Source organism: Methylobacterium sp. R2-1, assembly GCF_014191355.1.
Taxonomy (GTDB): domain Bacteria; phylum Pseudomonadota; class Alphaproteobacteria; order Rhizobiales; family Beijerinckiaceae; genus Methylobacterium.
On record NZ_JACHWM010000020.1, the window covers coordinates 1 to 26,118 of the forward strand.

Sequence of the window (26,118 nt, forward strand, 5' to 3'; positions counted from 1 at the left end):
TCGCCTTGCGTTGCAGGCGGAAGCGCTCGTCTCCTCCAGCCATCAGCGCCTGCGTCAGAACCGCTGATGATGGGTACTGACATAGATCCATGTTGTAGAACGTCTCTAGGGAAGGTTGATTTCGGTGGGTGACCGCCCGCTTTAGTCTGATACCGCACATTCAGGAGCGGGAGGGGAGCAGGAGGGTTCTCCGCCTGAACATCGATCCTCCGCTCCTCAATCGTAGTGGACGAGGCCCCGCATCGGCGATTGGTGGCGGATGGGCAAGCCTGGTCTCAGTAGGCCGGCGCCGAGTTGATGGCTCTAGACAGAGCGACGCCCAGACCGTAGCCTCAATTCCGTTCAGTCACCGACCGACATCACTTTCAACCCCGCCCGGTCCGCCGGCGCGGGGTTTTTCGTTCAGTTCGCCCAGCCAAGCAACTTCGCCGCGAACAGCATCACTCCAGCGGCCAGCGCGAGGCCGAGCACGATGAGCACGAGAATGTCTCCAGAGGTCCTAGGTTCGCGCATGAGCCCTACTTGCCGAAAGGCCGAGAGATCGCGCTAGTGGCTGAAATCTCACTCATGGTACCCGGCTCGGTCGACGCTCGCGCCGAAGTAAGCCGCCTCGGCTGGATTACCCGGAGTGTGGAGGTGGCTTGTCCCTGAACGGGCCTATCAGGCGCTCGTATTCAGCCTCGGCAGGACCGTAGCTCTCACCCGCAAAGTCACAGAGCATCCCGCGATCTCGAACGATGATCCGGGCACGCTTAGCGCGGATAGCGCCGTAGCCCTCAAGGGCCTGCGTCGCGAGCGTCACGCTGCTTCGCCGGGTAGCCAGCATAATGGCTAGGAAATTATGTGTGAGCGGTAGCTCATCACCTTGCAGCCAGTCCTGCGCCATAAGGATCCAGCGTGCCAGCCGCTCCTCATTGGAGTTGACGCCGTTCGAGATCGCCGTCTGGCTCACAGCCATGGTGAGCGTGTGAGCGTATCGTATCAGCAGGATGTGCAGGGCGGGACTGCTCTGGATCGCGCTGCGCAGAGCTTCGGCCCTGATCCGCAGCCAGGGGCCGCCGATTTGGACTTAGACCTCACGCGGCGAGCGGTCTGAGGCCAGCGCGGTGGCGCTGCTGACCATGCCCTCAAACCCGAAGCAGCCCACCTCGACCCTGCGGCCCTCACCCGTGATCATGAGGTTCGACGACAGCCCGCCTTCTGGGAAGTAGGCGAACTCTGTAGGCTCGCCGATGGACATGAGGACATTGCCCTCATGAACGTCCACGCGCTCGAACTGAGGCAGGAGCCGATCCAACTCGTCGACAGGCAGCGCCTGCAGCAGGCGGTTGCGCGTTGTTGGCACGCCCATCTTCAGTACCTCAGCCGTGTATGTCTGCAGGAGGCGTCATAACGAGGAAACTGCGAACGGCTACCATAGGGCAAGCGATTTCAGCCGGCAGGTACCAAGCGTCAGAGATCTGGACACCTAGCTGCCAGGAACTCCTTCTCCCCCACGCCATTGCTCGGGAACGAGCTTCTATCGTGGCCGGAGCATTGCCACCATGAACCATCGGCAGAACGCTGCGAGCGAGACCACCGGAGCTGCTGTTTCTCTCGACATGCTGAGAGGAGCTGTCGCGGGCGCGGTCGGCGTGTGGGTGATGGATCGTGTCGATTGGCTCATGTACGAGCAGGTCCTCGACACGCCCAAGACGCGACGGCAGACGGAGGCTGCGCGGCCAGCCGGAATGGATCCGGCGCACACGATGGCGCACAGAGCTGCGCACGCGGTCGAGATTGAGCCGCCTTCACCGCCTCAGGAGAATGCTGCGGGGCTCGCCGTTCACTACAGCCTCGGGATCGTGCCTGGCGCCATCTACGGGGCTCTGCGTGGGCGTGTGCCCTACGTCGATGCGGGCGCGGGTCTGGTGTACGGCCTTGGGATGTTCATCCTTGAGGATGAGATTGCCAATCCACTCCTTGGGACCACCGCTCCGCCGCAGCGCTACCCATGGCAGGCCCACGCACGTGGGCTGGTCGCGCATCTCGTCTACGGAGTTTTCACTGAGCTTGTGCTGCGAGCCTTGGCCACGCGTCCTAAACGTTATGGAACGCCATGGGCACTGTATGGCTCAGTGCTAACGACGCATCTCTCTCCACAAACGGGGAGGCGTCATTCCTCCACTAACATGCGGCGCCGAACTGGCGCCTTCCCATAGGTGTGCTCTTTGAGGACCGAGCGAGTCTTGGTGAGCACGCGCACGATACCAACCCCACCCTCATGGGCGAACCGCTTGGCAGCCAGGATCGCGCGGTCCTTTCCGCGGTCCTGCGAGTGCACCGTCGCGAGAACCCTCCCGTCGCTCACCACCTGCCAGCCGGTACCCTCAGCGAACGACACCTCGAACACCCGCTCGTTCATCTCCAGCCCACTCTCTTGTCGCAAAGGCCCACGAGCTTGGCCGTATGTCGGAGGAGAGAAGCTCTTGCAATGCCGGCATCGTTAAGGTGGCGTGAGGTCTAGCCACAGCCACACCAATCAATGATGCTGCCCAGCACGCTCTGCTCGGTGCGGTAGAGTGAGAGCGCATGGAACCGCCTGAATTGATCACGTTCGAGCAGATCCGCGAGCGCGCCTACGATCTGTGGGAGCGCAATCACCGACCTGACGGGTTCGAGATGGAGTTCTGGCTCATGGCAGAACGTGAACTCAAGGCCGAGCGGGGCAGAAGCCTTGCGAGTGCTAACGACGGCAGGACGCCGTCCGCTGACCATGATGATCCGGGACAGGAGCCGGGCCCGGCTTGAGAGTTTTCACCATGAGGCACTTCTGGTCCTCCGCCGCGGGTGTGAACTGGCGTGCAGCGGCTCTGCTGGGGCTGATCAGCAGCACGTTCTCGACGCTCGTCAGCCAGCTCACCGCAGCTCGGATTGGGCGCGATGCGGTTGTGGACTGGATGGTTGTTGCAACCATTCCGCTGCGCGATCCGGCCCTGCAGATAGAGCCATCCTGGGGCGTCATCCTGGCTGGCATCCTGTTCCACCAGTGGGCCGACTTCTCCTGGGCCGTCGTGTTCTTCGGCCTTCTCGGCCGCTGGACGGCCGGGCTCAAGCCCTGGACCATCCTGCTCGTCAGCCCGTTCTGGGCGCTCCTCACCTCCAGCCTGGAATGGTTGTTCCTCGTACCGGTGCTGCCGTTCTGGCAGCCGATCTTCACGTTGGAGCAGCCCTACTGGATCGGCTTTCTCGTCCATCTCAGCTCCGCCTCCATGTACCCGCTCTTTCCCTGGCTGCGGGACTGGGTGGCGGGAATGCGCCCGCTGCAGCATCAGCGCTTCACGGCCATTTGGAGCAGCTTGGCGCTGCTGGGCGTCATCAGCCTTGGCACGCTTGCGCTCTTTGGCTGGCTTGGGCGTGAACTGCCATGGATGGGGCGCGACGCGGCCTTTGACCAAAGCTACATGCGGCGCATGTCAGCTCATCATGAGCAGGGTATCGTTCTCGCCCGGCTCGCTGCCGAGCGGGCGAGCGATCCGCACCTGCAAGCGTTGGCTCGGCTGATGGCCGCCGCGCAGCAGGGGGAGAACGCCATCTTCGCTCAGTGGTGGCAGAGTTGGTTCGGTAGCCTCTCGCAGGTTTGCTCACCGTCCGAAGAGGCACAGATGCCGGGCATGGTGCACCCGGACCAGCTTGAGCGACTCCGACGTGCCGAGGGCTCTTCGTTCGACACGCTCTTCGTGGATCTGATGACACAGCACCACAGGGGCGCGATCGAGATGGCTGACGAGGCGGTCGAGCGCGCTAACGACATCCGCTTGAAGCTGATGTCTCACGCGATCCGTCATGAGCAGCGCGGTGGGATCGCGCTGATGCACGGCAGCCGTGGGCTTTCTGCCGTGCAGTCCGCCGTTGAGAACCTTCTGTTGCCGGCCAACGCAGCTGCGGCTGAAGGCGGGCGACTTCGCTGAAGGAAGCCCGGTCGAATGCCTGCCTACCGATAGAGCCCAGCCGCCGTAGCTTAGCCAGAGGAGCAATCCACCATGGCATCTTAGAGTGGGCGTAACGGCGATCTGCTCAGCCGCTGCGGCTAATGGGCGGCAGCCCGGGCCGCGCATTTCTCTGACCATGCCGCGATCCTAGCGCGGCCTTCCACGCCTTTGATCCGATAGCGACGGCTGGTGACGCATAGTTCCGCCCGACCAGCCGCCGACGGGCCTGCTTCTAGTAGTCGCGTTCGCTGCTCGCGCTCATTCGCCTTGGTATGTAGTCGCCTGACCGCGATCCCTCACCGAAGACCAACCAACCGAGGCCGAAACCGATCGCGCCAGCGACAAACAGGCCGGTCATGGTGCCCGTGTCCATGCCACCGACAGCGCGACTGCCCTGCCGATAGTAGCGGGAACCGTACTGCGAGGCGTTGTCCCACGCGTCCGAAGCTCTCTCGCTTGCGTTCTGCAGCGTCTCCCTCGCCTGATCCGCGAGGCCAGCACCGCTGCCGGATGAGCCGCCAGTTTGGCTCGAGCCCGGCCGGCCGTCAGATCGTCCGAGCGGATCGTGTGAGCGGATGTCTGCCATCGTCAGCCTTCCTCCTGTGCTCGCATTGAGCAGCTTGCATGCGCCTCACCCGTGAAGCCCACATGACCGGCCTGTCGGCTGGCTCGGTACACAGCGCGGGAGAGGGCGCATGAGGAGAGAACCGCCCCTTGGGAGAGTTGATCCCACGCCCGTGATGGCTGATCCTATAACGTCTAGCCAGCGAACGTCCGCTTCTGAGGGCGATGCAGTCCCTAGCGTTCGACTCACTGAATGCCCTATCCCCACCCTCTGCGGACATCGGCCCGGCGATCGAGCGCACTCGCCCCTATATCGGGGACCGATGGCGGACGGGCGCGCTTCAGTTCGGAGGGGCGGCGCCGGGGTGAGCCCGCGAGTTATGCCCGCTTCCCGCTAAACTCGCTCAATTTCAGCCCCGCCCGGTCTGCCGGCGCGGGATATTTCGTGCGGTTTCATACCGAGCCAGAACATCGCCGGCCCCGGCCGGTTGCCCGAGCAAGACCATGGCGGTCCCTCCCGATACTCACCCCGCCCGGCCCAGCCACGGCGGGGGTTTTCGTGCCCGCCCGTCGTCATCGGCGATGAGCTTGCCGAACCAATTGGGACCGCAGACATACCCCGGGGCTGGTCACTGCCGAGCCTCCCATGACGCAATCAGTGCATTCAACGCCGCCTTCATATCAAGCCGCGCTGCTTCGAAGCTGCTGTAAGTAACACTCGAATGGCCCATCACCGTGCCGCGCATCATATTGGTGCCGCGTTGTCGTATTGACCAGGTGAAAGTTTGCTCCCTGAGACCGAGCGATCTCACGTCAACAACGAATGGGTGTGCAGGTGTAGTGATCATCATCAATCATGACACACTCGCACGCCCGATCATACCCGAAGTGAACCGAAGAAAAACCTTTCCATAAGGATCAGCAAGGCTGAACGTCGGGTGTCACGTCTCAGGTCTTGTCGGGCTCAGGCTGTGCTGCCGCGATGCCTATGCCGCCAATCTCAGCCATGACGGGGCTCCGCATCGCGACCCCTTCCGGGAGAACTGGAGCGCCTTGGGCAACCTCGTCGGCGCTTCCCTGCACTATGGCCTTGATCTCTCCGATCAGAGCCGAAGGTCGGTATGGCTTCGAGATAAACCGCACACCCGCAGGAAGATCGCCGGGGTTGGGCAGCATCTTACCCGAGGCCACGATTACATGAACGGAAGGAGAGCGCCTACGGACGACGCGAGCCAGGCCAACCCCGTCAATTTGGCCCGGCATATTCCAGTCCGTAAACACGATCTGCACATCGGCTCGCGCTTCCAGCAAGGCCAACGCCTCCTGTGCATCATGTGCTTCAATGACGCGAAAGCCAGCATCCACGAGGATGTCGCTGGCGATCATCCGGACCAATACGTCATCCTCAACGACGAGGATCGCAACGGGCCCGTTGTCTACTTTGGAAGCCATCACCGTGCCTCATGCCCTGAACCTGATCGTCGTCAGGTCGAGCGCTTCTGCGGCACTCAGGCTCAGCGATGATGCTCGCCAGATGGACAACCCCGGCGGGAGACGACCTCCGTATCATCGAATGGTTGTGTGCACAATCAGACAAACTCTGAAGCTTATCCGCTGAACGATCCCGCCTCGTTCCCCGCTCTGAATAACGCGCCGTCACAGCTTCAGAACCACTCGCTCGCCCAGTTAGCCGGCGCGGGGTTTTTCGTTTCAGCCCTTGGCCTCCGGATAATGCGCGCCGAAGCCGCCCCTCGCCTCGACCCCTGCGTAGTGCGCCTCTATGTCCCGCATCACCTGGGCGCCCCGCCTGCCGCGCTTGGCGCAGCGGGCGTTCGCGCTGAGCCGGGTGCGCGCCAGCGTCGACGGCAGGTCGGCCAGCTTCACCGTCGCGAAGTGCCCGCAGCCGCAATGCAGGGCCATCGTCTTCAAGCCCTCGCCGAACCAGTCGGCGACGGTGCGCTCTGGCTGCCTCACGTCTTCTGCGCCCGCGCCAGCAGGATCGCGGTGCGGATGGCGTTGCGCCTAGCGCCATTCGAGCTCGTTTTGTCGCGTAGAACAGCGGCGGCGAAGGCGCTTGCTTTCACGGCGGCCACCAAGTCGAGCGTGTAGCCCTCGGCGAGTTCCGCCCGATCCTACATCCGGCCGTCGAGCACGGCATCGATCAGCGCGTTCAGGCCGTCATGGGTGACGATGCCGGCCTTGAACAGCTCGCCGACGGTGAGGGAGGAATCAGCCATGCGGGGACCCTTTCGCCCGGACTGAGCGCGACACCGTCAGCGCCCGAGCGCCACGCAGTAGAGCGCGATCATCGTCTTGCCCGCGGCGATCCAGGCGGCGACGCTAGGGCCCGGCATGGGTCATTCCGGAGCAGCCTTGTCGCCGCGCCGATATCTTCCATGTTGGGCTCATGAGCGACCTCTCGATAGGCGTCCACTACGTTGTCGTTCGGCATCCCGAGGCGGAGGGGCGGCTTTCGCCAACGCGGCTTTGGATCGCTGTCCTTCCGCGAGAGGAGGCGGTTGCGGCGGTTCGACGGCAGGCACCTGAGGGATGGCAAGTCGAACTCGCGCCAGAGCAGCCGACGCTTGACCAAGTCGCAGCGCTCAACCTGCGCTACGGAGAGGTGCGCGAGATCACGGGCCGGAGCTGATCGCCCTGCGGCCTGAACCCAGGCAGGCAACCGGACCAGCGCTGCTACAGGCAAATGGCCAACTAAACGTCCAACACCTTGTCCAACGCGAATGCTGCCGGACGTTCAACAGGCCCATTTATGTCAACCACTTAGCTGTTCCACCAGTTTTAGTTGGCGGACGCTCCCTCCGCCAGATACCTATAAACCACTGTCAATAAACGGTTTTTAGGTTACGCTCCCAACGCACGTGCTGACACTGTGTCACCGTGGCCGTGGGGAGCGAAGCCAACGGTGCGCCGCGCTGAGTATCTACAAAGTCGCCGGGGCCGCTGGTACGTCCGCCTGCGGGTACCAGCCCATCTTGTGGCTAGCGTTGGGCAACAGCACCTCGTCAGAGCCCTCGACACTGCCAGCGAAGCTGTCGCTCGTGAGCGACGCTGGATCGCGCTCTCACTGCTGTGGGAGTGGATCGGCGCACAGACCGATTCAGACGGTTGGCAGCCTGCCTGGGCGGCGAACCTCACCGTAGCGAAACGGTCACCGAACGATCGGGGGCAGGACCAGCCTTCACCGTCTCTCCACGGTGGCCTCGATCATCCGCACATGCGGTGCCCACCGATCGGAGGAACCCCAGTAAGAATATTTTCCGGTCGACCATTGTGAAATGTGGAGCTTAGTTCAGCCCGATTCGGCGCTGTGCATCGCGGAGGCCTGCTTCGTGGGGCTCAGCCCGGAACCGTTGTGAACGGCTGCGATGCGAAGTGGCTCATGGCGTCCACGCACGGCACGCGAGCCCAGATCCTCGACGACGATGCCGCCCGGCAGCGTGCCGAGCCGATCGAGCAGGTCGCCCGAGATGAGGATCGAGATGCCGAGTTCCTTGGCGACCGATTCGAGACGGCTCGTGGTGTTCAGCGTGTCACCGAAATACGCGATCTTATGTCGTTCGAGCCCGATCTCGGCGGTCACGACGGAGCCGCAGTGGAGTGCGGCGCGGAAGTCCGGGACTTGGCCGAACTCTGCCACCCAGCGCTCGGCGTCGTCGGCGATCACCTGTGCGAAATCGAAAACGCACCGCAGACAGGCCGCATCCCGCGTTCCTCGCTCCATCGTCCAGCTCACTAGGGCCATGTCACCGACATAGTCGTCGATGGAGCCGCGCGAGCGGTGCACCGGCAGGGCGAGCGCGCTGAAGATCGCGCCAAGGTAGCGCTGAGCCGCCAAGTCGCCGTGCTGCTCAGCGAAGCGAGTCGAGCCTGCAACGTCGAGAAAGAGAAAGATGCGCTCCTCGCTGATCGGGCGGTGGTAGCGGCCGATCAGCAGGTTCGCGAAGACGCGGGGCCCGATCAGATCCCGGACGCGGAAGACGAAGGCCGACAAAGCGGAGATTCCGAGGGCATAAGCGAGGCCGGCATCCGACATCAGCATCGCGACGCGCGGGTTCGGCATGTAGCCGAACGCGTGGTGCAGAACCGTACCGGCACCGGCATTCCCGGCCGCGATCATTGCGATGTAGGTGGCGAGCGTCGCCGCCACGAAGATCGGAGTCGCAGCACGTCGGATCAGGTCGCGCCAAGTCTGGAACAGGAGGCCACGCTCGTACAGGAGGACGGGCGCGCCGATAAAGGCGCCACGGATGCCGGAGACCAGAAGCTCGACATCGAAGATGAGACCGTAGAGCAGGCCCGCCAGCATTCCTATGACGGGTGCCACGATCCAGAAGCCGGCTCGGAACGGGGGCATGGGGCCATGGTATACCAAGCCGCCGGACAGGACACGTCCGGCGGTCGGGGCGTCAGCGGGCATAGCGCGTAAAGACGTAGTCGCGGTCCTTCACGCGGGCCTCGTGACAGGCGAAGCAGGTCTGGTGCTGAGCCTCGTCGACCGGCTTGCCGTCGACGAAGCGTCCGAAGCCCCATCCGCCCGTCTCTGGGTAGCGTTTGGCATCCTTCACCATCACCTGCACGGTGGTTGCCCGGCCTGGCACGGTGGCCGGCTCGAAATCGGGCGAGGGCACGTGCTGCCAAGCGAGCTTCACCAAGACCGTGCCATCGGGAAACGGCAGAGTGCCGCTGGTGTAGGCCTTCACCGCGACGTCGTTGCCGACGACGGCGCGCAGTTCGTTGAGCGGCTCCCCCTCCAGAGCAGGGGCGATGAGTTGCCAGGCTCGGTAACCGTCAGGGACGGTGACTCCGAAGATCGGTGAGGTGAGCTTGCCGGCTTCCTGAGCGGTTGCGGCGAGCGCGAGCCCCGAGGCGAGGGCCGCGACTGGGATCAACCGACGCCGGCGCGGGCGGAGATCAGAAGCCATCGACATCGATCACCGCCTGCGCGAAGGCCTGAGGTGCCTCTTGCGGGAGATTGTGCCCGATGCCACCGGTGATCAGCCGGTGCTCGTAGCGGCCTGTGAACTTCTTGGCATAGGCCGCGGGCTCCGGGTGCGGCGCTCCGTTCGCGTCGCCCTCCATGGTGATCGTAGGGACGGCAATGGTCGGGAATGCAGCCAGTTTGCGCTCTGTCTCGTCGAAGCGGGCCTCGCCCTGTGCGAGCTTCAGCCGCCAGCGATAGTTGTGGATCGAGACGGCGACGTGGTCGGGGTTCTCGAAGGCCTGGGCCGAACGGGCGAAGGTGTCGTCGCTGAACTGCCATTTGGGTGAGGCAAGCTGCCAGATCAGCCGGGTGAAGTCGTTCGTGTAGTGAGCGTAGCCCTCGCGGCCCCGTTCGGTCGCGAAGTAGAACTGATACCACCATTGCAGCTCGGCCTTGGGCGGCAGCGGCATCTCGTTCGCGGCTTGGCTGCCGATCAGGTAGCCGCTGACCGAGACAAGGCCCCTGCAGCGCTCAGGCCAGAGCGCGGCCAGGATGCAGGCGGTGCGCGCCCCCCAGTCGTAGCCCGCGACGAGCGCCGTCTCGATTTTCAGCGCGTTCAGGAACTCCAGCGCGTCGATGGCGAGTGCCGCCTGCTGACCGTTGCGCGGCGTGGTGTCTGAGAGGAAGCGCGTCGCGCCGTAGCCGCGCAGGTACGGGATCAGGACGCGATAGCCCGCCGCGGCGAGCACCGGAGCGACGTCGACGTAACTGTGGATGTCGTAGGGCCAGCCGTGGAGGAGCAGGACCGGCCGCCCGGTTGGGGACCCGGCCTCGACGTAGGCGACGTTCAGGTCGCTGGTGACGATCTGCTTCGGGGGCCCGAAGGGCGCTTGCGAGCCCGCCCTACTGGCCGGCTGCGCGGCCACCGCTTCCGCCGACATGGCCGGTCCTGCCATCAGGAGAGCGCCAGCGGTCTTCATCCAGTGCCGACGCGTCAAGTTGCTCTGCTCGGGCATATCCTGATCCTCCACGATGACGATCACGCTCTGATGGTGCGGATGTCGCGGTCGATGGGGGCGCGGCGTGTCTCCTCTGTGTGGCCCAGGGCGGCCCAATGTGAGGATCTGTATGACGGGCCGGGGCTCGATACAGATGCTTACAAAGTTGCCGGGTCGGGAGTTGAGCGTGTGCCTGCCGATGTTCCACCGCTAATCGGCACTCTGCGACTCATCGGGACTTGTCCCGGGCTGGGGCGGACAACGCCCCTGCCGCTCCGCGCCGGCTCGGCGCCCGCGTGAAATGATGGACGCCCGACACCAGTCGAGGTTATTGAAGGGCCCGCCGGATGGAGCCGCGACGCCGATGAGACTGTCCCTGACCGCAATGCCGAACCGCCTTGCCGCCAGGGATCTCTCACCGCATGCCAGCGCACCTCACTCTACTGAACATGACGTGGTCTGCCCCTAACGGGCACACCGTCCTCGCCGACATCAGCGCCAGCTTCGCGCAGGAGCGAACCGGCATCGTCGGCCGGAATGGCGCCGGGAAGAGTACATTCCTGAACCTCGTGGCCGGACGCCTGAGGCCGACCAGCGGCAGCATCATCGTCAAGGGTACGGTGGCGTTGTTGCGCCAGTTCGCGAGCATCCCGCCTGACGAGACGATCGCCGATCTATTCGGTGCGACCGCCAAGCTCGCGCTGCTGCGTCGCGCCGAGATCGGTGCAGCAACGGCCGACGACCTTGCCGAGGTCGACTGGACGCTGGAGGAGCGCCTGACGGAGGCGCTGGACCGGATGGGCGTGCCAGTGAGCCCAGCGACACTTCTGTGTTGCCTTTCCGGCGGGCAGCGCGCGCGCGCGGCCCTCGCAGCGGCGATGTTTGCAGGACCGGATTTCCTGCTGCTCGACGAACCGACCAATGACCTGGATCGGGATGGGCGGCACGCCGTGTGCGAGGCTCTGCGAAATTGGCGCGGCGGGGCAATCGTGGTCAGCCACGACCGCTCCCTGCTCGACGCTATGGATGTCATCGTGGAACTCGGCCCCTCTGGGGCGACCCGCTATCAAGGGAACTTCGACGCGTATCACGAGGCCAAGGCGATCCGGATCGCCGCGGCCGAGCATGACCTCGCCGTGGCCGAGAAACGGAGCGCGGAACTCGCCCGAAGGGCACAGGAGACGGTCGAACGTCAGCAGCACCGCGATGCGGCCGGACATCGCCGGGGTGCCCGCGGCGACCTTCCTCGGATCCTCGTCGGCGCCCGCAGGGACAATGCGGAGAAGACGGCCGGCGGCAGCGCACGCGCGGCGGAGCGACAGCGTTCCGAAGCTCACCAGAAGCTCGAGGACGCCCGCAGCCGGATCGAGGCCGTGAAGGCAGTCTCGATCACGGTCCCGTCGTGCGGCCTCCATGCCACGAAGTCCGTCCTGTCGATCGAGAGGGCGACCGTCGGCTATCGGCCGGGTCAGCCAATTCTGGAGGATGTGTCGCTTTCCGTGACGGGACCGGAGCGCATCGCGATCTCCGGGCGCAACGGAGCGGGGAAGTCGACGCTCCTTGACCTCATCGTGGGCCGCCTCAGCCCCTGGTCGGGGCGGGTGTCGGTCGGCGTGCGCACGGCACGCCTCGACCAGCGTCTCACCGTCCTCGACCACGGCCAGACCGTGGTGGAGAACTTCGCCCGCCTCAATCCGGAGGACGATGCGAACGGATGCCGGGCGGCCCTGGCGCGCTTCCAGTTCAGGTCTGCCGCCGCGGATCGGCCTGTCTCGGCGCTGAGCGGAGGGCAGCAGGTTCGAGTGGCCCTGGCCTGCGTGCTCGGCAACGCGGCCCCGCCGCAACTCCTGCTCCTCGACGAGCCGACCAATCACCTCGACCTCGAAGCCGTCGAAGCCGTCGAGGCCGGCCTTGCCTCCTACGACGGCGCTCTTCTGGTCGTCAGCCACGACGAGGCTTTCCTGCGCGCGCTACGGATCACGCGGTGGCTCACCCTCGGAGATCTGACGGACAGGTCCGGCTGATCGGTCGTCCGAATCGCGCCAGACACGAATTACGAGAGTGTGACGACAGCCTTCAGCCCACCGCTCGGACGGTTGCTGAGCGTGAGCCGTCCGCCGATCGCGGAGGCGAGCTGATCGGCGATGGCGAGACCGAGTCCGGTGCCGCCGGTCTCGCGGCTGCGTGATCTCTCGAGCCGCACGAAGGGAAGCAGCACGGCATCGAGCTTGTCCGCGGGGATGCCAGGTCCTCGATCCAAGACCGCGATGCTGATCCTGCCATGGGTGATCCGCAGGTCGAGTTCCGCCCGGCCGGCATATCGGATCGCATTGTCGATCAGGTTCGTCAGGATCCGCCGCAGGGCTTGCGGGCGCGTCACGATCGTGACCTCCGGAAGGGCGGAGACCACGACGTCGCGGCCGGTGTCCTGGTAGTCGAAGACGATGCTCTCGAGGAAGGCGCGCAGATCGAGGCGGGCGGGTGACTCGACGTCTCCGTGCACGCTGCGAGCGTATGCGATCCCCTCTCGGACGAGCGCCTCGATCGCCTCGAGATCGCCGAGGATCCGGTCCTGTTCGGGGCCCTCGACGCCTGTCTCCACGCGCAGCCGCATCCGGGTGATCGGGGTCTGGAGGTCGTGGGAGATCGCCGCGAGGATGCGGACGCGCTCGTCGAGGTGCCGGGCCACGCGCTCCTGCATCGCGTTGAGGGCGCGCGCCGCGCGCGCGACCTCATCGGGCCCTGCCTCCGCGAAGCGCGTGGCCGGCCGGCCTGGCTCCAGCGCGTCGGCGGCCTGCACGAAGCGCGTCAGCGGCCAGACTGCGAGCCGCACGGCGAACCAGACGCAGCCGACGAGCACGAGCAACTGCACGGCCAGCGCGACTGGCAGCCACGATGCCACAGGCCAGTGGGCCGGCTGTACCACGATGGTAAGCGCCGAGCCGTCGCTCAGGGCGACATGCCCCTGCAGCCGATCGGGCGGCCCGGACACCGCATCGAACCGAACGGGGAAGCGCGGCTCCAGCGCGGTGCGGATCTCGTTCGCGATCATCGTCAGGCGGGACGAGAGCATCGCTGACCCCGGGGAGCCGGAACCGAGTGCGAAGCGATAGGTCGGCCGATCAAGGAGCGGGACCCATTCGGGCCGCTGGGAGGGCGGCAGCCGATCGAGCAGCGCGACCGCCACGGCGACATCGCGCTGCAGCGTCGTCAGCATGATGGCGCGCGCCGTCTGATCCCGCTCCGTGGTTATGACGACGAAGGAGAACAGCTGGGCGCTCAAGAGACCCGCGAGCAGGATCAGGAACAGGCGGCCCCGCAGGCTGCCCGGCCAACTCAGAAGGGATGCCATCATCCCTCGCGCGCCTGCGCGATGGTAATGGGCATGGCGAAGACATAGCCCTCGCTACGCACGGTCTTGATGTAGGCGGGCTCGCGGGCATCGTCCTTCAGCCGCTGCCGCAGGCGGCTGACGAGCAGGTCGATGGATCGGTCGAACAGTTCGGCATCACGGCCCTGCGTCAGGTTGAGCAACTGGTCGCGCGACAGGACCCGCTGCGGGTGATCGAGCAGCACGCGCAGCAGCCGGTACTCCGCGCCGCTGAGGGGGACGACGGTTCCCGTTGCGTCGATCAAGTGGCGGGTGGTGGTGTCGAGCTGCCACGCCCCGAAGGCGAGAAGCCGGCCCGCCTCGGTCACCTGGAGGTTGGGTGGCAGCATCCGGGTACGGCGGAGCACGGCCTTGATCCGGGCGAGGAGTTCCCGGGCTGCGAAAGGCTTCACGAGATAGTCGTCGGCACCCATCTCCAGGCCGACGATCCGGTCCGTCTCGTCGCTGCGAGCGGTCAGCATCAGGACTGGGGTGGCCTTGTGCCTGCCCGAGCGCAGCTCGCGGCACAGGACGAGACCGTCATCGCCCGGCATCATGATGTCGAGCACGACGAGGTCGACCCGGTCGGCGTCGAGGAACGCGCGCATGTGCCGCCCGTCCGCGGCCAGCGTCACGCGGAGGCCGTTTTTCCTGAGGTAATTCGACAGCAAGTCGCGGATTTCCCGGTCGTCGTCAACGATCAGGACATGGTCGATGTGATCCACGGTCAGCCCCCGGCATGCTTCATCGGATAGCGCGATGGGCGCGCGCGGGCGAGCCGGTCTTCGTAACACAGTGTAGCGGCGCGTGCCTGGCCCGACGTGACCGTCGTGCTGGGCTTCCGTGGGCACGGCAGAGTTCCACAGGGATCTGCTCCCTACAGGGCGATACAAGATCGGCAGATCTGCATACACGGGGGAGACGGGAGGCTGGTGAAGCGACGAGGGACAACAGGGCGCCGGAGCGAGCCGCCATGACCTCGTATCTTGCTGCCTTCCTTGCCGGGATGCTGACCATCGTCAGTCCCTGCATCCTTCCCGTCCTTCCGTTCGTGCTTGCTCGTGCGGATCGTCCCTTCGTGTCGAGCACGCTGCCGTTTCTGACCGGGTTGGTCGCAGCCTTCGCGACGGCGGCGTCTCTCGCGGCCGTCGGCGGCGGCTGGGTCGTGCGTCTGAGCGCGGCGGCCCACGTCGCCGCGCTTGCCCTGCTCGGCGTCTTCGCGGTCGCCCTGATGTCGCAGCGCGTCGCGGCGTTGATCTCCGCTCCCTCGGTGCGACTTGGGGAAGCCCTCGCGCGCCGCGTCGAAAGACGTGGCTCGGCCGGCGTCGTGAGTTCTCTGGGCCTTGGTGCGGCCACCGGCCTGCTGTGGACGCCGTGCGCCGGACCGATCCTCGGCCTCGTGCTGACCGGTGCGGCCCTGAGCGGCCCCAGCCCTGAGACGACAGGTCTCCTCGTCGCTTACGCAGCCGGCGCCGCCACGTCCCTGGCAGCGGCCGTTGCAGCCGGCGGATCGCTCTATGCGCACCTGCGGGGCGGCCTCGCGTTCTCGGAGCAAGTGCGCCGAATCGGAGGGGCTGCGATGATCACCATAGTTGCCGCGATCGCCATCGGGTTCGACGCGGACCTTCTGGCGCCCCTTCCCTCGCTGCAGGCCACGCGCGTCGAAGCCGCCCTCGTGGCGGCGCTGCACCTCGATCCCGCCCAGCCCGCACCGGCGGCCGGCCTTTACCGCAGCAGCCTACCGGTCGAAAGGCGCCTGCCGAGCCTCGAAGGTGCGTCTATTTGGCTCAACGGTGGACCGCCGACCAAGGAGCAGTTCCGGGGCAAGGTACTGCTCGTCCATGTCTGGACCTACTCCTGCATCAACTGCATCCGCACGCTGCCCTACATCCGGGCCTGGGAGGCGCGCTACCGCGACCAGGGACTGGCGGTGATCGGCGTCCATGCGCCCGAATTCGCTTTCGAGCGCGACATCGATAACGTGAGGAGCGCCGTGCGCCGCTTCGCGCTGCCGTACCCCGTCGCCGTCGACAATGATTTCCAGATCTGGCGCGCGCTGCGCAACACCTACTGGCCGGCGCTCTATATCGTCGACGCAGAGGGGTGGATCCGCCACCATCAATTCGGCGAGGGCGGCGAGGCGCAGTCGGAGGCCGCGATCCAGGACCTCCTCGCGGAGGAGGCAGGGCAGCGCACCGCCGAGGCGAGCGTCACCGTTCCGCGGCCCGCTGGCCCAGAGATACCCGCCGACCTGAGACAGCTCCGCTCAGGCGAGACCTATCTCGGCGCGGACAAGACGGGGGGCTTCGTCTCGCCGGAAGGGCTCTCGCTCAGGACGCAGACCTACTCGCCCGCTGAGCCGAAGCTCAACCAGTGGTCACTCGCCGGCAACTGGTCGTTCGGCCCGGACGCCGTCCGTCTCGATCGTGAGGGTGGCGGGATCACCTACCGCTTCCGGGCGCGCGACCTTCATCTGGTTCTCGGTCCAGGGGCGCATGGGCGCCCAGTTCGCTTCCGGGTGGCACTCGCCGGGCAGCCGCCAGGGACGGACCACGGGATCGACATCACGCCGGACGGTGATGGCATCGTCACGGAGACGCGGCTCTACCAACTGGTCCGACAGTCTGGCCCGGTTGAGGAGCGCACCTTCGAGATCCACTTCCAAGATCCCGGCGTGAGGGCCTATGCCTTTACCTTCGGATAATCAGCCCGTTCGTCCAATCGTCACCGAAGATCGAGGCTAGGCGCGAGTCTCGTTGTCATTGAGGCAGCCGTTACAATCGTCGGTCTACGTCGCGCTATCGGCCGCTCGTCTTCGCAATCGACTACAGCTACCCTCGCGAAGCCCGTACAGGAGAGGAAGCATGTTCACGCACGCCATGATTGGCAGCAACGACCTTAAGCGGGCCAGAGACTTCTACGACGCCTAATTCGCTACCTTGGGCGGCGAACCCGGCGAGATGGATGCAAGACGCAGGTTGATCTATGCCCACGACGGCGGCCGGCTAATGATCACGAAGCCGATTGACGGCAATCCAGCAAGTGCGGCCAACGGCGGGACGATCGGTGTTGCCGCGGCGAGCCGCGCCCACGTTCTGGCTTGGCATGAGGCCACGCGTGGCGGGACCGCGATCGAGAGCTCGCCCGGCGAGCGCCCGAACGGGTCCTTCGCAGCCTGCCTTCGCGATCCGGATGGCAACAAGCTTGCCGCAAGGTGTCCGGCGACGAAGTAAAAGCATCGGCAACGGTCGCGCTGGAAACCATCCGTCCGCTCATATGGCTGATGCTGGCAAGCGGACGGTCCACTTACGGCCACCATCAGCCGCTTAAGCAGCCCATCAGACTGCCCTGAAGCGGACCTCCCCAGCGCCTGCTTTGGGTCAGGAGTTCACATGCCGCTTGTTCGGCTGTGCGCCAACACCAGACCTTCGGCTCACCCTCTCCGAATGGCCGCTCGCTATACCGAAGCGGACCTTCGCATCAGGTTCGGAGAACCTTCCCGCGCGGTCGGTCAGCCGACGGGTAAGCCCGCGCGTGCCAAGGCACGCTTGACGGTCGAGCGGGCCGCCTCGATGGCCACGTTGGCGGCCCCGAGCGTGCGCGGCTCGGTCGGCCGGTTCAGGGCGTGGCGCGCGATGCTGCCCGCGAGGTCGTCAACCTCGCCGGCCATCGCCTCCAGGCGCTCGCGGTCCGTTTCGCGGCGCGCCTCCGACCGGAGCTCCAGCAGCCGCGCCGTCGCCACTTCGATCCGTTCCCGGCGCTTGCGGCCGATGCGCTGCCGCAGCCAGGCCGCCGTGGAGCCCAGGCCGCCGCCCAGGATGGCCACGAGGTAGATCCAGCTCTCGTAGCGCTCGATGAAGCTCTCCTGCTCGCGCTCGTAGTAGTCGATGGCGCCCGGGTGGATGGGCAGGCGGGCGCTGGTGGCGTCCGCCGTGTCCTCGTAATCCGGATGCGAGACGTCCTCGGCCGCCGGCACGCGCTCGGTCAGGGCCGCGCGCATCTCGAACAGGTGCTGCGTCGCCTCCGCGGCCACGCTGCGCGCCAGGTCGGCGCGCGCCATCAGCCGGTAGGACGAGCCCACGGTCGCGACATCCTCCGCGGGCAGGCGCGGGTTGCCGCCGAACAGCGCCGCGGGGACGGTGACGGGTTGCAGCCGCGGCCAGCGCGCCAGCACCGCGGCGGCGTCGGGCGCCCCGAAGAGCGCGACCTCGTCGCCCGCGCTCGCCTCGCGGACGAGGCCGATCACCCGCCGCGAGGCCGGCGAGGACGGCGTGGTCACCAGCACCACGGCGTCGATGCGTCCGTCGCTGAGCGCTGCCTCGATCTCGGCTTCTTGCACTGGGACCAGGGCCACGGCCTTCCTCGGCACGGCCACGGCCGGAGCGTCTGTCAGGAGATCCAAACCATGGTATGCGACGAGGTTACCGACGAGCTCCCTGTCGGCCGTCCGGCTCGCCAGCATGCCCAGCCGCTTACCCGCGAGATCCGGGAAGGCCTTGATGCCTGAGGCCCCCGGCGCCGCCACGAAGGCCGCGAGTTCCCGCAGGACGGCCAGGGTCAGGCCGTTGCCCGGCATCGACACGTCTGGCCGTACCACCGCGAGGTCGGCCTTGCCGGACTTCAGCGCCTCCGCACTCTCGCGCACGCCGTCGAAGGCCAGGACCTTCAGGCGGATGGCGACCTTCCTGCGGGCGAGCTCGTCGGCGTAGGCGCGCAGCAGCGCCGGCTCGGTGCCCCCATTCGGCGCCACCGCGACCGTCAGGGTGGTCGCGCGCGTAAAGTAGAACGCCGCGACGGCGGCGAGGACGAACAGAAACGCCAATCCGAGGAGCCAAGCCTCGCGGCCGCCCGGCAACACCAACTTGCGCACGCACCATCTCCGTTAACCGTCGCGCCTAACATTTGATGCCGGAAAGCGGTGCCGTTTCCCTGACGACAACGGCGTCAACTCCAATAGCCCGAGAACTTGCATAGGCCGTGGACCGCAAACGGGGTCAACTCCAAGCCGACGTCGCACTAACTTTGCACCCGGACCACCGCGTAGGGGCCGATCACCCGAACCATGCATAGCGGCACCGCTTCCGCTACGTGGCGATCGAGGCGCGGTAGGCGAGAGCGTGATCGATGCGGTGTGCGGGTGGGCGCCACCGACCGTGGGCAAGCGCTACGGTGGCGTGTCGCTGACGGCCCCTGCGGACGCGATCAATCGGCTGCCCTGAGTTGAAGTATAAGCGTTTAGGATGAAATCTGAGCTAGCAACCCGTAAGTGGGACAGTATCAACGTCTGCTTGGCGGGGGTAGCGGCGGCTCAGTAGGCAGATGCTGAACGGCAGAATCGCGCCGATTTTGTTGGAAAACTCGGGACCGGGTCATACAGCGTTGCGAATCCCGGCGGTTCGGGAAGGTTCTTTTATCTCGCTGCTGAGGGCTGGCTGTAGTTTTGGGGCAGCCGCGCCGATGACAGCCAAGGATGCATCCACCATCGCCTCGCCTCGAACAACGCGGACTCTCCGGCGTTGCCAGACGTAATCCCGGCATGGAACGAGGCAGTCCAATGGCAATCGATTTCCGCTCGGAGCTGCGTCGCCCACTCACCCTCAGCCTTGCGACTCTGGCTATCGTCTTTCTCGTCTGGTTGCTGATCGTCACGGTGGTTCATGCCAGGCAGCGTCGAGCCTACGAAGCGCAACTTGCAACACAAATGCAAGGACAGGTCGCACTCCAAACCGAGTTCGCCCAGCAGCGTAGCGCCTTGGGATCTATCAGCGAGTTACAGGAGAAGGTTGCCCTCATCGAAGCTCAGCGACGACATGGCAGCGAGTTGGTCGCTCAAGCTGTGGCACAGGTGGCGTCCCTCAAGGAGGCGCAGGCTGCGGCGGAGAGGCATGCGGAAGAGGCAAGGAAAGCAGCGGAGCAGGAAGCCCGTCGCCTCGGAGACCTTCAAGCGCAGGCGCAAAAACTCGAACCGCTTCGACAAGCAGTTTCCGAGGCTGAGCAGACTGCGGCTACCCGTATGCGAGAGCTTTCAGACCTTGACCGTATGATTGAAGCGGCTCGCCAGCAGGAGGACAAGCTACGGAGCGACCTTGAGGGATTGTCGCACGAGATCGAGACGAAGGCCACTAATTTAGCTAAGATCGACCAATCACAGCAGCAACTTCATACGGCCATCGCGTCTGCTCAGAAAGAATTATCGGAAGCAAAATCTGCAAGCGATCAAATCAAGACTCAGAAGCAAGAGGCAGAAAATGCGCTTGGTGACCTAAGGGGCAAGAGCGAGCAGCTTACTGCCGCGATAACTCAGAATAGTCAGCAACTTGATCAGGCCCGACAGAACCTTACGGCGGTGCAAGCGGACCTCAGCCGCAGCCAAACCCAGCGGGATAAGCTCGCAGCCGAGCGCCAGGAACTTGAAGCCTCAATCAGCGCTCAATCAGAGAACCGGAATGAACTCACCGCCGCTCTCGCGAACGCCCAGCAGGAACTTCGGACTCAACGCGATTCACTCACTGTGATGCGTCAGGAAACGGATCGGTCACGGTCAGAACACGACCGCATCACCACTGAGCGAGCTCAAACTCAAGAAGCAGTCAACAAGCTGCGAGCAGACCGGGATCGCTATGTCTCTGAGCTGGACGCCTTGAAAAAGCAGCAGGCTGAGGCGCAAGCGCAGCTCGCAACTGTCACGGAGAACATTGCCGCACGCAACAAAGATATGGCTGATCTAGAGGGACGCCTTGGCTCTACGCGTAAGGAGCTTGCGGACACGCAGAGCAAGCTTGCCGAGACCCGTCAACAGTTATCAGGTCAACCTGCTCCGGACGGCACTTCACCTGAAGCTCCGCCAGCGTCAAAGTGATGTTGCGCGGAGGGCGGCGGCAGCGCCGTACGGCAGGCTCTGCAGCTGGATGAGGTGCTACGGCAGGCCAACTCAAGGCTCTTGTTGAGGCAGAGGAGTGAGTGAGCGATATAGCCATTGGGCCTCGCTGCAGGTCAGAGAATTTTTTTGAGATCCAAACCCCTCACCAAGGTTTGCCGGCTCCCCCGTGCCGTCTCTCCCGGTCCTTCAATTGGCAAGAGAGAAAAGAGGAAAGAGAGAGCCTGATTGCGCAGGTTGGTTAGCCTCGCTTGCTCATGTTTCCGCCCATACCTTCGCAGCAGCAGCCGGCCTTCTGACCCTTCGTGCCAGCGTGGCTCATGGCCGCGCCGGCCTTGCTGCACATCAGGGTCTTACCCTTGCCGCCGCCACAGCAACTCATGGCAAGACCGGTTCAGCGCTCAGGAGCAACAGGGCGATACCAGCTGTGGCGAGCATCTTCATCGGGACCTCTCCGTATGTTTCTTCACGAACAAGCGCCTGGTAAGGCCAGGAGGGAGCGTACAACCCGAGGAATGAAGCCTCGCCATGAGATACGCCTTTCCCGACGAGCGTTCCGGCACTGTAAGCGTGTCCTTCTGTCATCAGGGAAGGGCGTTCCTGCTGCCGGAAAGGACGACGGGATCTGCTTCGACCCGGCGTTCCCGCGGCGGGTTGGCGGCATCGGTCGCCGCCTCATGCATTCGATGGCTCAACAACTCGACGGACGCCTCACCGTCGAACAGGATCGGGGGAGCCGGTTCAGCCGGGACACGATGGCGGCTGTCCGGTTGCCGCATGACCATGCAGGGACGGCTTTGAGGGGTTTCAACGCCTGCCGAGTGGCAGGCTTGCCGCACGACGCCCTAACGCCCCATCCAGGCATAAAATGATCGCGAGAGCATAACGTCCTCGAAGCTACGACCGGAACTGTCTCCCGGCGGCGTCATTAACCTTGCAGCCGTCAGATGATGGGATGACTGCGCCATGCCGCAGATGTTCGACTGGATATTCTTCGCAATTATGCTTCCATTCCCAGCATTCCTAGTCTGGGATTACATGAGGAACCGCACACCAGGGGATCGACCCATCGGGCAAATTCTCTTTGGTCCTGCAATCCGTGGTGAAGGGGGGAACAGGGGCTCCGAGCCAGGTGTGTCCGAGCCGGGCAAGAGTGCAGCTTCGTAAGATCCAGCCTTCGGTAAAGGACAAGCAAGAGGCTTGGGTCGGGTTATCGCATGAACTCGGCCATGATTTCAGCTCCTCTACCATCCGGACCCATTTACCCGACGAAGCCGGGCTAACGGCAGCGATGCTGAGGTCGCCCCGTCTGGCCCTGCGGGTTCATCTTGTTTCTGGCCTTGGCTAAGGTCCGGGTCAGGAAGAGGGTAGCGCCCGACCACGCCTTCAGCGTGCCGAGCGGGTGCTCTACGGTCTGACAGTGGATCTTCATGGCGTCCGGCATCCGGTCGATAGCATCAACCTTCAAGCCGCGTTGCGCCAGATCCGGCGGCTCAGCATCAAGCTTTTGAACCGCCGGTTCGGACTCTGAGGAGCCATCCGACGTCTCGCTAACGTGGAGCCGCTGGAGAGGCCGAGCGGACCTGTCAGCGACAGCAGCTAGGCTTAGCTGTTCCAATAGGTGCGAGGCTTCGAAACGGACGAGGCGTTTCAAAATGGCTGCCAGCCGTTTGGAACGGGCTGGGCGGCCGTCTGGACCATTCCCCAGGGCGAAGCCCTATTGGAACGCAGCGCTCAACAGTGTGATGAGCCGTGCAGAGCTACTGCGAGGGTGGGCCTGCTGGTCGATGCATCGGCCATGTGTTGAGACCACGAGCCCTCTTCAGCCGGGTATCTGCCTTAGCGAGGAGCTTGGCCGAGTGGTCAACGTCACCCTCTGCTGCTGCGCGGTCGGCACCCTGATGCGGCCGTAGCCCCGTTCGGAGTCCGGATCGGCGCCGTCAGCCATCTAGTTTGAGCCCGGGAAGCCCACGATGAACAGGTGGGCCCGCATGTTCGGTCGCGCCCGGTCTCGGCTCAGGCGTGAGCCGATTCGGTTCACGATGACGAGCCGGCCGAGATCGCTGACCGCGAGATCCCGCTCGATGCCCTCCCCCGTCACCGCGCGCCGCGTACGCACCCAGTCATGAAAGGCCCAGCCTGCGACGATGACGTTCGCGTCCTGCGCAGTCAGCTGGAGGCTGAGCGCGTGGCCGATGCCGCCCGTTCGGCCGACCACTGCGACCCCAGGTGCCTTCGAGTTCCAGGCTCTCGACCGGGACCGGTCAGACGTCGCCCGGTGCGACACCACGCTCAGGCAGCCGCTGCCGCGAGGCTTCGGGTCGCCTTGGCGTCCCTGACGGGAGACAACCCGAACATGCGGCCGTACTCGCGTGTGAACTGCGGAACGCTCTCGTAGCCAACCGCGAAGGCCGCCCCGCTCGCCGTTAGGCCCTCGGAGACCAGCAGCCGACGCGCTTCGATCAGGCGCAGGTGCTTCTGGAACTGCAGCGGGGAGAGCGAAGTCACGGCCCGGAAGTGCTGGTGGAACGAAGACGGGCTCATCCCAGCCGCGGCCGCCAGCCGCTCGACCGGAAGGTGCCCGGCGAACTCTGCCCGAAGCAGCGCGACCGCGCGGGTGACCCGCTCCACGTGGCCGTCCGGCCACCCTAGGCGCCGAATGGCAGTCCCGTGTCGTCCAGCCAACAGCCAGTAGTGCATCTCGCGCACGAGCTGCGTGCCCAGTACCGGGATCGATGCCGGCCGGTCGAGGAGCCGCATCAGGCGCAGGGCCGCGTCGGCGGTCTCCGCCTCGGTCGGGTCGACCCGGACCGCCACGTGATCGGCCTGCAGCTCGGCCGGCATCTGGGCACTAAGGTCGGCAATGACCGCCGGGTCGAGTTCGAGCACGAGTGAGAGGTAAGGCGCTGCGACACTGGCCTTAGTGATCTGGCTCACCGTCGGCACGTCCGCGGTGATCAGGAGAGAGTCGCCGGCCCCGAACGCGAAGTCCCGCGTCCCCATGGTCACATGCTTGCTCCCCTGCAGGACCAGGCAGACCAGCGGTCGCGAGATGTCGTGGTGCAGCCCGCTGGGGGCGGTCGCCCGCACGGTCGAGAGACCCGGGATAGGGGTTGCCGCGATGCCGTTGGCGTTGTGGTGGGTCTCCGCGTGGCGGCCGACGGCGGCGAGGAGGGTCGTCATAGAAGGACGGTGTAGCCCAACGCCCGCCCGAATGCAGCGCCGGTCGTAGGATCAGGCAAGAACTTCCGAGTTTCTGGCAACAGGGGCCGGCTCCGGGGAGGCATACCGGTCCAGCCACACGAACGGAGCCAATCCTATGACCAAGATCGCCCTTGTCACCGGAGCCAGCCGCGGCCTCGGCCGCAACACCGCCCTGAGCATTGCCCGTCACGGCGGCGACGTCGTCCTGACATACCACAACCGCGTCGACGAGGCCGAGGCCGTGGTCGAGGAGATCCAGGCAATGGGCCGCAAGGCGGTCGCGCTGCAGCTCGACACCGGCGATGTCGGTGCGTTCACCGGCTTTGCGGAGCGCCTGCTGGCGACGCTGCGCGAGACCTGGAACCGCGAGACCTTCGACCACCTCGTGAACAATGCCGGCCACGGGGACTATGCCCTGATTGGCCAGACGACCGAGGAACAGTTCGATCGGTTGGTCGATGTCCACTTCAAGGGCGTCTACTTCCTGACCCAAACCCTGCTGCCCCTCCTCGCGGATGGCGGCCGCATCGTGAACCTGTCCTCCGGCCTGACCCGGGTCTGCTTTCCCGGCTACGGTGCCTACGCGGCCGTCAAGGGTGCGATCGAGGTGCTGACTCGCTACATGGCCAAGGAGCTCGGGAGCCGCGGCATCGCGGTCAACACGGTGGCACCCGGTGCCATCGAGACCGATTTCGGCGGCGGCGCGGTGCGCGACAACCAGGAGATCAACAAGCTCTTCGCGGGTCTGACGGCACTCGGCCGAGTCGGCGTGCCGGATGACATCGGGCCGATGGTCGCGAGCCTGCTGGCCGAGGAGAACCGCTGGGTGAACGCTCAGCGCATCGAGGTCTCGGGCGGTCAGGGCATCTGACATCATGGTGGGGCGCTGCGGCGCGCTTGGCGGTCTGGAGTATCCCGAGCCCACACGGCCGGGCATGGAGGCGGCCAAGCCGCCGCGCATCGCCGTTCAAGCTCGCCAGCCCTGGACCTCAGCGCCGCCGAAGACGGTCTGATCGCGCAGGGGGGGCCGTGACAAGCCGTAGAGGAGGTTCACGTTGCCCCCGCTCACGGCATCGAGCGCCGCTTCATGCTCGGCCGACAAGGTCGGACCGAGTGCGGCCACGTTGTCGGTCACCTGCTCGGGCCGGCTGACCCCCAGCAATGTAGAGGCGACGCCCGGTCGGCCGACGACCCAGGCCAGCGCCAGGCGAGCCGGCGTCTGGCCTGCCTCCGCTGCGATACGCTTCAGCGCGTCCACGATCCGCCAGTTGCGTTCCGTGAAAAGCATGTCGCCGAAGGGATTGTCGCCATCGAGGCGGTTGTCGCCCACAGGCCGCATGCTTCCGTTCGCGGCTCCCTCGTTTGGAACCCCTCCCCGACGCGTCGGGCCAGCCTCAACGGTCGTGCGGTCGTACTTTCCGGTCAGTAGACCGTAGGCGAGCGGGCTCCAGGGTACGAGGCCAAGACCGAACGCGTCGCCGAGCGGAACGTGCTCACTTTCGACCCCGCGCTCCACGAGCGAGTAGAAGTACTGCAACCCGACCGGTACAGGCCGGCCGTGCAGCCTCGCCAGCGTCGCGACCTCGGCCACGTACCAAGCGGGTGTGTTGGACAGGCCCCAGTATCGGATCTTCCCCGCCCTGATCAGGGCCGTCATCGTCTCCAGAAGTTCCTCGGCCGGCGTGATGCCGTCCCAAACATGCACCCAGTACAGGTCGATGAAGTCGGTTCGCAGCCGCGCCAGCGACCGTTCGACCGCCGCGCGGACATGCCGTGCGCCGTTGCCGCCCTCGTGCATGCCCCGGCCCGTCGCGAAGCCGGATTTGGTCGCGATCACCAAGCGCTGGCGCAGACCGCGCTCTGCCACGAAGGTGCCGACCATCTCCTCGGATCGTCCGCCCGCGTAGACGTCGGCCGTGTCGACGAAGTTCCCGCCGAGCTCGGTGTAGCGGTCAAACACCGCGCGGCTGCCCTCCTCGTCTAGACCCCAGCGCGACGTGCCGAAGGTCATGGTGCCGAGCGCGAGCGGGCTGACCAGAAGCCCGGACTTGCCGAGGGTGCGGTAGGAGTGCAGGTCCATCAGTACGATTTCCGATCTCAATGACGTTGCGTGGCGCTCGGGCCGGAGGCAGAGCCATCCCGTCGAGACGCGGCGGACCCGCGACCGTTCCGCGGCCATCCCTGCGCCGAGC

Annotated in this window: 23 protein-coding genes and 1 pseudogene; 9 read left to right on the forward strand and 15 right to left on the reverse strand. The window is 65.4% G+C overall.

Annotated features, from left to right (window positions below):
• Window positions 1-619 precede the first annotated feature (619 nt).
• Window positions 620-958, reverse strand: coding sequence for a helix-turn-helix domain-containing protein (locus FHU13_RS28000; protein ID WP_246714831.1), 339 nt, complete (start codon window positions 956-958; stop codon window positions 620-622).
• Between the two features lie 111 nt (window positions 959-1,069).
• Entirely contained in the window at window positions 1,070-1,351 is a 282-nt protein-coding gene (locus tag FHU13_RS28005; RefSeq protein WP_246714832.1) for a hypothetical protein, read from the reverse strand.
• A gap of 397 nt (window positions 1,352-1,748) precedes the next feature.
• Between FHU13_RS28005 and FHU13_RS28650 the strand changes: the two genes are divergently transcribed.
• Window positions 1,749-2,201 (forward strand): DUF1440 domain-containing protein, encoded by a 453-nt coding sequence (locus FHU13_RS28650; protein WP_409518535.1) that lies wholly within the window; start codon window positions 1,749-1,751, stop codon window positions 2,199-2,201.
• Here the strand turns inward: FHU13_RS28650 and FHU13_RS23705 are convergent.
• Window positions 2,156-2,404 carry a hypothetical protein gene (locus FHU13_RS23705; RefSeq protein WP_183438304.1) on the reverse strand — a complete coding sequence of 83 codons (249 nt, stop codon included), beginning with the start codon at window positions 2,402-2,404 and terminating at the stop codon, window positions 2,156-2,158. The two genes, FHU13_RS28650 and FHU13_RS23705, sit on opposite strands and share 46 nt — an antisense overlap.
• A gap of 167 nt (window positions 2,405-2,571) precedes the next feature.
• On the opposite strand from FHU13_RS23705, the gene FHU13_RS23710 reads away from it, so the two are divergent.
• On the forward strand, window positions 2,572-2,790 hold the full coding sequence (locus tag FHU13_RS23710) for a DUF2934 domain-containing protein (RefSeq protein ID WP_183438305.1): 219 nt from the start codon (window positions 2,572-2,574) through the stop codon (window positions 2,788-2,790).
• Window positions 2,791-2,801: 11 nt separating this feature from the next.
• Window positions 2,802-3,950 carry a DUF305 domain-containing protein gene (locus tag FHU13_RS23715; protein ID WP_183438306.1) on the forward strand — a complete coding sequence of 383 codons (1,149 nt, stop codon included), beginning with the start codon at window positions 2,802-2,804 and terminating at the stop codon, window positions 3,948-3,950.
• Between the two features lie 253 nt (window positions 3,951-4,203).
• Here FHU13_RS23715 and FHU13_RS23720 read toward each other — a convergent pair whose 3' ends face one another.
• The 3 genes from FHU13_RS23720 to FHU13_RS23730 form a co-directional block, all read right to left on the reverse strand.
• Window positions 4,204-4,557, reverse strand: a complete 354-nt coding sequence (locus FHU13_RS23720) for a hypothetical protein (RefSeq protein WP_183438376.1) — start codon at window positions 4,555-4,557, stop codon at window positions 4,204-4,206.
• A gap of 926 nt (window positions 4,558-5,483) precedes the next feature.
• The gene (locus tag FHU13_RS23725; RefSeq protein ID WP_183438307.1) at window positions 5,484-5,987 is read right to left on the reverse strand and encodes a response regulator; all 504 of its coding nucleotides are present in this window, start codon (window positions 5,985-5,987) and stop codon (window positions 5,484-5,486) included.
• A 258-nt stretch (window positions 5,988-6,245) separates the two neighbouring features.
• On the reverse strand, window positions 6,246-6,509 hold the full coding sequence (locus FHU13_RS23730; protein WP_183438308.1) for a hypothetical protein: 264 nt from the start codon (window positions 6,507-6,509) through the stop codon (window positions 6,246-6,248).
• 949 nt (window positions 6,510-7,458) lie between these two features.
• Between FHU13_RS23730 and FHU13_RS28655 the strand changes: the two genes are divergently transcribed.
• Entirely contained in the window at window positions 7,459-7,830 is a 372-nt protein-coding gene (locus tag FHU13_RS28655; protein ID WP_409518534.1) for a DUF6538 domain-containing protein, read from the forward strand.
• A 15-nt stretch (window positions 7,831-7,845) separates the two neighbouring features.
• Here the strand turns inward: FHU13_RS28655 and FHU13_RS23740 are convergent, their stop codons facing one another.
• From FHU13_RS23740 to FHU13_RS23750, 3 genes are read right to left on the reverse strand one after another with little or no spacing between them, the layout of a single operon-like run.
• Window positions 7,846-8,910: an adenylate/guanylate cyclase domain-containing protein gene (locus tag FHU13_RS23740; RefSeq protein WP_183438309.1), complete on the reverse strand. Its 1,065-nt coding sequence runs from the start codon at window positions 8,908-8,910 to the stop codon at window positions 7,846-7,848.
• Between the two features lie 52 nt (window positions 8,911-8,962).
• A complete protein-coding gene (locus FHU13_RS23745; RefSeq protein WP_183438310.1) occupies window positions 8,963-9,484 on the reverse strand; it encodes a cytochrome P460 family protein in 522 nt (173 codons plus the stop codon).
• Window positions 9,468-10,493: an alpha/beta fold hydrolase gene (locus FHU13_RS23750; protein WP_183438311.1), complete on the reverse strand. Its 1,026-nt coding sequence runs from the start codon at window positions 10,491-10,493 to the stop codon at window positions 9,468-9,470. Before FHU13_RS23750 ends, FHU13_RS23745 begins: the two co-directional genes overlap by 17 nt.
• A gap of 404 nt (window positions 10,494-10,897) precedes the next feature.
• Here FHU13_RS23750 and FHU13_RS23755 point away from each other — a divergent pair, with 404 nt between their 5' ends.
• The gene (locus FHU13_RS23755) at window positions 10,898-12,499 is read left to right on the forward strand and encodes an ABC-F family ATP-binding cassette domain-containing protein (protein ID WP_183438312.1); all 1,602 of its coding nucleotides are present in this window, start codon (window positions 10,898-10,900) and stop codon (window positions 12,497-12,499) included.
• A gap of 29 nt (window positions 12,500-12,528) precedes the next feature.
• Here the strand turns inward: FHU13_RS23755 and FHU13_RS23760 are convergent, their stop codons facing one another.
• Together FHU13_RS23760 and FHU13_RS23765 are read right to left on the reverse strand one after the other, a co-directional pair.
• Window positions 12,529-13,830 carry a HAMP domain-containing sensor histidine kinase gene (locus FHU13_RS23760; RefSeq protein ID WP_183438313.1) on the reverse strand — a complete coding sequence of 434 codons (1,302 nt, stop codon included), beginning with the start codon at window positions 13,828-13,830 and terminating at the stop codon, window positions 12,529-12,531.
• Window positions 13,827-14,570: a response regulator gene (locus tag FHU13_RS23765; RefSeq protein WP_183438314.1), complete on the reverse strand. Its 744-nt coding sequence runs from the start codon at window positions 14,568-14,570 to the stop codon at window positions 13,827-13,829. The genes FHU13_RS23760 and FHU13_RS23765 overlap by 4 nt, the downstream gene beginning before the upstream one ends.
• A gap of 248 nt (window positions 14,571-14,818) precedes the next feature.
• Here FHU13_RS23765 and FHU13_RS23770 point away from each other — a divergent pair, with 248 nt between their 5' ends.
• Both FHU13_RS23770 and FHU13_RS28010 read left to right on the forward strand, forming a co-directional pair.
• The gene (locus FHU13_RS23770) at window positions 14,819-16,549 is read left to right on the forward strand and encodes a cytochrome c biogenesis protein DipZ (RefSeq protein ID WP_183438315.1); all 1,731 of its coding nucleotides are present in this window, start codon (window positions 14,819-14,821) and stop codon (window positions 16,547-16,549) included.
• 160 nt (window positions 16,550-16,709) lie between these two features.
• Window positions 16,710-17,078 (forward strand): annotated as a pseudogene (locus tag FHU13_RS28010) (VOC family protein).
• Window positions 17,079-17,356: 278 nt separating this feature from the next.
• On the opposite strand, the gene FHU13_RS23780 reads toward FHU13_RS28010, so the two are convergent.
• Entirely contained in the window at window positions 17,357-18,715 is a 1,359-nt protein-coding gene (locus FHU13_RS23780; protein ID WP_183438316.1) for a TAXI family TRAP transporter solute-binding subunit, read from the reverse strand.
• A 684-nt stretch (window positions 18,716-19,399) separates the two neighbouring features.
• Between FHU13_RS23780 and FHU13_RS23785 the strand changes: the two genes are divergently transcribed.
• Entirely contained in the window at window positions 19,400-20,704 is a 1,305-nt protein-coding gene (locus FHU13_RS23785; protein WP_183438317.1) for a chromosome partitioning protein ParA, read from the forward strand.
• A gap of 1,966 nt (window positions 20,705-22,670) precedes the next feature.
• Here FHU13_RS23785 and FHU13_RS23790 read toward each other — a convergent pair.
• Together FHU13_RS23790 and FHU13_RS23795 are read right to left on the reverse strand one after the other, a co-directional pair.
• Window positions 22,671-22,940: a hypothetical protein gene (locus FHU13_RS23790; protein WP_183438318.1), complete on the reverse strand. Its 270-nt coding sequence runs from the start codon at window positions 22,938-22,940 to the stop codon at window positions 22,671-22,673.
• A gap of 74 nt (window positions 22,941-23,014) precedes the next feature.
• Complete coding sequence (locus tag FHU13_RS23795; protein WP_183438319.1) at window positions 23,015-23,905, reverse strand: AraC family transcriptional regulator; 891 nt, start codon at window positions 23,903-23,905, stop codon at window positions 23,015-23,017.
• Between the two features lie 136 nt (window positions 23,906-24,041).
• On the opposite strand from FHU13_RS23795, the gene FHU13_RS23800 reads away from it, so the two are divergent.
• Complete coding sequence (locus tag FHU13_RS23800) at window positions 24,042-24,797, forward strand: SDR family NAD(P)-dependent oxidoreductase (protein WP_183438320.1); 756 nt, start codon at window positions 24,042-24,044, stop codon at window positions 24,795-24,797.
• 96 nt (window positions 24,798-24,893) lie between these two features.
• On the opposite strand, the gene FHU13_RS23805 is transcribed toward FHU13_RS23800, so the two are convergent.
• A complete protein-coding gene (locus tag FHU13_RS23805) occupies window positions 24,894-26,006 on the reverse strand; it encodes an aldo/keto reductase (protein WP_183438321.1) in 1,113 nt (370 codons plus the stop codon).
• Window positions 26,007-26,118 lie beyond the last annotated feature (112 nt).